Origin of the sequence: Streptomyces colwelliae, assembly GCF_048158785.1 — a bacterium.
GTDB lineage: Bacteria > Actinomycetota > Actinomycetes > Streptomycetales > Streptomycetaceae > Streptomyces.
On the sequence record NZ_JBLTJC010000568.1, the window covers coordinates 1 to 4,843 of the forward strand.

Sequence of the window (4,843 nt, forward strand, 5' to 3'; positions counted from 1 at the left end):
GCCCCCAGACCCCCGATCGGCCTGAACGGCCTCGTCCTCAAACGCCGGACGGGCTGAATAATGCGGCCCTGTGTTCAGAGGTACCGGACGGGCTGGCTAATGCGGGCCCTGTGTTGAGAGGTACCGGACGGCCTGAAGATTGCCAGCCTGAGTTGGCGCGAGGGTGTTGCCTACAAACCCGGCAGCACGTGCTCGAAGAACTCCCGGTCCGCGTCGAAGAGTGGGGTCATCGTCAGGAACTCCGCCGGGGTGACCCAGCGGACCTCGGAGACCTCGCCCGGGTCGGGGACGATCGTGCCGTTGCCTGTTTCCGCGGCGGTCCACCAGTGGAGGCGGAAGGTGCCGTCGTCGGTCACGGACTCCCAGACTTTGGAGAGCGGGGAGACCGTCAGGCCTACCTCCTCGTGGACCTCTCTGACCAGGGCTTCTTCCTGGGTTTCGCCTGGTTCGAGTTTGCCGCTCAGGGGTGCCCAGTAGCCGGAGCGGGCCGAGTCGGGGCCGCGGCGGATGACCAGGACGCGGTCCGCTCGACGGAGGACGGCGACGATCGCCTCACGCTGGGCCAAGCGGGCTCCTAGAGTTCGGGGCGGCCGGTGGCCACCGCGTAGAAGGCGACCGCGGCCGCGGCGCCCACGTTGAGGGAGTCGACGCCGTGGGCCATGGGGATGCGGACCCATTCGTCGGCGGCCACCAGGGCCTGGGTCGACAGGCCGTCGCCCTCGGCGCCCAGCATCAAAGCGACCCGGTCCATGCGGTGCGGGGCCGCCTCGTCCAGGCTCTTCGCCTTCTCGTCCGGAGTGAGCGCGAGGAGCGTGAAGCCTGCCTCGCGGACCGACTCCAGGCCCTTGGGCCAGCTGTCGAGGCGGGCGTAGGGGACCGAGAAGACCGCGCCCATCGAGACCTTCACGCTGCGGCGGTACAAGGGGTCCGCGCAGTCCGGGGACAGCAGGACCGCGTCCATGCCCAACGCCGCCGCCGAGCGGAAGATCGCGCCGATGTTGGTGTGGTCGTTGACCGACTCCATGACCACTACCCGGCGCGTGGTCTGGAGGAGTTCGTCCGCCGTGGGGAGCGGTTTGCGTTGCATGGAGGCGAGTGCGCCTCGGTGGACGTGGTAGCCCGTGACGCGTTCGGCCAACTCCGGGCTCACCGCGTAGACCGGGGCCGGGAGTTCGTCGATGACGTCCCGCATGACGTCGACCCACTTCGCGGACAGCAGCATCGAACGCATCTCGTAGCCCGCGTCCTTGGCCCGTCTGATGACCTTCTCGCCCTCGGCGATGAACAGGCCCTCGGCCGGTTCGCGCTTGCGGCGCAGCTCTACGTCGGTCAGGCCCGTGTAATCACGCAGGCGCGGGTCGTCGGGATCCTCAACGGTGATGAGATCGGCCACAGGGTGATACTGCCTTGTCCTGGGTGTGGTGCCAACGGCTGGGAACGGGTTGTGTTACCCGGGGTTACGCAGATGTCTTCGGGCCTACGGTGACTACCGCGCCGATGACGATCACCGACGGCGGCTTCACGTCCTCGGCGCGTGCCGTCTCGCCGACCGTCGCCAGGGTCGCGTCCACCCGGCGCTGGGCGGCCGTCGTGCCCTCCTGGACCAGGGCGACCGGCGTGTCCGCCGGCTTGCCGTGCGCGATCAGGGTCTCGGCGATCTTCCCGATCTTGTCGACGCCCATGAGAACCACCAGCGTGCCGGTCAGTTTGGCGAGGGACGGCCAGTCGACCAAGGAGCGTTCGTCATCAGGGGCTACATGGCCGCTGACCACCGTGAACTCGTGTGCGACTCCGCGATGGGTGACCGGGATGCCTGCGGCTCCAGGGACCGAGATCGAGCTGGAGATGCCGGGGACGACCGTGCACGGGATGCCGGCCTCGGCGAGCGCCTGGACCTCCTCCATGCCACGGCCGTAGACGAACGGGTCGCCGCCCTTGAGGCGGACCACCGACTTGCCCTGCTTGGCGTGTTCGATCAGCGCGTTGTTGATGGCCTCCTGGGCCATGTAACGGCCGTACGGGATCTTCGCCGCGTCGATCACCTCGACGTGCGGGGGGAGTTCGGCGAGGAGGTCGCGGGGGCCGAGGCGGTCGGCGATGACGACGTCGGCCTCGGCGAGGAGGCGGCGGCCGCGGACCGTGATCAGGTCCGGGTCGCCGGGGCCGCCGCCGACGAGGGCGACGCCCGGGGTGCGGGTGCGGTGGTGCGGGGCGACGAGCGTGCCGTCGCGCAGGCCCGCGACGACCGCGTCGCGGATCGCGGCGGTGTGGCGGGGGTCGCGACCGCTGGCGTTCGTGGTGAGTACGGCGACGGTGACACCCTCGCTGTGGCCCGTTGCCGGGGTCCATGCGGTGGCCTGGTCGGCGTCGTCGGCGCGGACGCACCAGACGCGGTGCGCTTCCGCTTCGGCGGAGGCGGCGGTGTTGGCGGTGGTGTCGCCGGTGGCGATCAGGGCGTACCAGGCGTCGGCCAGGTCGCCGTCCTCGTACGGGCGGCGCTGCCAGGTGATCTCGCCCGCGTCGGCCATCGCCTCGACGGACGGGGTCGCCTCCGGGGACACGAGCAGGATGTCAGCGCCCGCCGCGATCAGTGCCGGGAGGCGGCGCTGGGCGACCTGGCCGCCGCCGAGGACGACGACCCTGCGGCCGGTGAGACGGAGGCCTACGGGGTAGGCGGGGTTTTCGGCCATGAGGGTGCGGCTCCTCGGACGGGCGTGCGGTGGGCGCTACGGCTCTGGAGCGGCCCTGACGTGCGGATTTTAGAGTGCGTTCAGCGTACGGCGGGGGTGGGGTGGGCGCGACGGAACGCGTGCCCACCCCACCCCCACCCAGGTCGGTCTACTTCTCGGTGACGCCGGCCGAGTCGAACGTCGCCACCTCGTGCATCGCCCGCGCCGTGCTCTGCACCAGCGGCAGGGCCAGCAGCGCGCCCGTGCCCTCGCCGAGGCGGAGGTCGAGGTCGACCAGGGGGCGCAGGCCGAGCTTGTTCAGCGCCGCCACGTGGCCCGGTTCGGCGCTGCGGTGGCCGGCGATGCAGGCCGCGAGGACCTCGGGGGCGATCGCCCGGGCCACGAGAGCCGCGGCGCCGGCGCTGACGCCGTCCAGGATCACCGGCGTACGCAGGGACGCTCCGCCGAGCAGCAGGCCGACCATGGCCGCGTGCTCGAAGCCGCCGACCGCGGCGAGGACGCCGATGGGGTCGGCCGGGTCCGGCTGGTGGAGTTCGATCGCGCGGCGCACGACCTCCGTCTTGCGGGCGAGGGTCTCGTCGTTGATGCCGGTGCCCCGGCCCGTCACCTCGGCGGGGTCCGTGTCCGTGAAGACCGAGATGAGGGCTGCGGACGCGGTGGTGTTCGCGATGCCCATCTCACCGGTGAGCAAAGCCTTGTTGCCGGCCGCCACCAGGTCGCGGGCCGTCTCGATGCCCACCTCGATGGCCTGCTTGGCCTCCTCGCGGGACATTGCCGGGCCGGTCGTCATGTCGGACGTACCGGCACGGATCTTGCGGGGCAACAGGCCGGGCGTGGCCGGGAGTTCGGACGCCACACCCACGTCCACGACGCACACCTCGGCGCCCACCTGGCCCGCGAACGCGTTGCAAACGGCGCCACCGCCAAGGAAGTTGGCGACCATCTGGGCGGTCACCTCCTGCGGCCAGGGCGTGACACCCTGCGCGTGCACACCGTGGTCGCCGGCGAAGATCGCGACGGCCGCTGGCTCCGGGATCGGCGGCGGGCACTGCCGGGACAGCCCGGACAGCTGCGCGGAGATGATCTCCAGCATGCCGAGCGAACCCGGCGGCTTCGTCATCCGCTTCTGCCGCTCCCACGCCTCGCCGAGCGCCTTCGCGTCCAGTGGGCGGATCCCGGCGACGGTCTCGGCGAGGAGGTCGTGCGGGTCCTCGCCGGGCAGCGCCCGGCGGCCGTACGTCTCCTCGTGCACGACCCACGACAGCGGGCGGCGCTTGGACCAGCCGGCCTGCATCAGTTCGGGCTCGTCCGGGAACTCGTCGACGTAGCCGACGCAGAGGTACGCGATGACCTCCAGGTGTTCCGGCAGGCCGAGCGCGCGGACCATCTCGCGCTCGTCGAAGAAGCTGACCCAGCCGACGCCGAGGCCCTCGGCGCGGGCGGCGAGCCAGAGGTTCTCGACGGCGAGGGCGGCGGAGTACGGCGCCATCTGCGGCTGCGTGTGCCGGCCGAGGGTGTGGCGGCCGCCGCGGGTCGGGTCGGCGGTGACGACGATGTTCACCGGGGTGTCGAGGATCGCCTCGATCTTCAGTTCCTTGAACTGCTTCGCCCTGCCCTTCGGCAGCGACTTCGCGTACGCCTCGCGCTGGCTCTGGGCCAGTTCGTGCATGTTCCGGCGCGTGTCGGCGGAACGGATGACGACGAAGTCCCACGGCTGCGAGTGCCCGACGGACGGCGCGGTGTGCGCCGCCTCCAGGACGCGCAGCAGCACGTCGTGCGGGATCGGGTCGCTGCGGAAGCCGTTCCGGATGTCCCGACGCTCACGCATGACCTTCAGCACGGCCTCGCGCTCGGCGTCGTCGTAGGCGGGTGCGGCGGGGCCGGTGGACTCTCGTACGTCTTCCACTACGGCCGTGCTCTCTTCTTCCTGATCCGCGGCCCGGGTGTCCAGGTCGTCCGCGTGCTGTACGAGTTCCGGTTCGAGGTCCGGGTCGGCCGGGTCCGCCTCACGAGGGGCCGGGACGGCGGCGAAGGGTTCCTCCGCGGGGAGGGTGAGGGCGTGCGGCGGGGTCGGCGCGAGGTGCGGGGTGGTGGGCACGGAGCCTTCCACCGGCACGAAGCGGCCGAGGGAGTCGTCCGGGTGGGGCTGGGGC

General features: G+C 71.6%; 4 protein-coding genes. All 4 read right to left on the reverse strand.

Features of this window, described 5'->3' with window-relative positions; genetic code table 11:
• Positions 1-170: 170 nt before the first annotated feature.
• On the reverse strand, positions 171-566 hold the full coding sequence (locus ACNFOC_RS50980; RefSeq protein WP_416965794.1) for an NUDIX domain-containing protein: 396 nt from the start codon (positions 564-566) through the stop codon (positions 171-173).
• An 8-nt stretch (positions 567-574) separates the two neighbouring features.
• Positions 575-1,393, reverse strand: coding sequence for a TrmH family RNA methyltransferase (locus ACNFOC_RS50985; protein ID WP_019059837.1), 819 nt, complete (start codon positions 1,391-1,393; stop codon positions 575-577).
• Between the two features lie 64 nt (positions 1,394-1,457).
• Complete coding sequence (gene cobA / locus ACNFOC_RS50990; RefSeq protein ID WP_416965795.1) at positions 1,458-2,690, reverse strand: uroporphyrinogen-III C-methyltransferase; 1,233 nt, start codon at positions 2,688-2,690, stop codon at positions 1,458-1,460.
• Positions 2,691-2,838: 148 nt separating this feature from the next.
• A partial coding sequence (cobT, locus tag ACNFOC_RS50995; protein WP_416965796.1) for a nicotinate-nucleotide--dimethylbenzimidazole phosphoribosyltransferase occupies positions 2,839-4,843 on the reverse strand: 2,005 nt, incomplete at its 5' end.

Excerpts from the sequence above, each read along its gene's own strand:
- cobA (WP_416965795.1), bottom strand. The coding sequence starts at position 2,690 with ATGGCCGAAAACCCCGCCTACCCCGTAGGCCTCCGTCTCACCGGCCGC.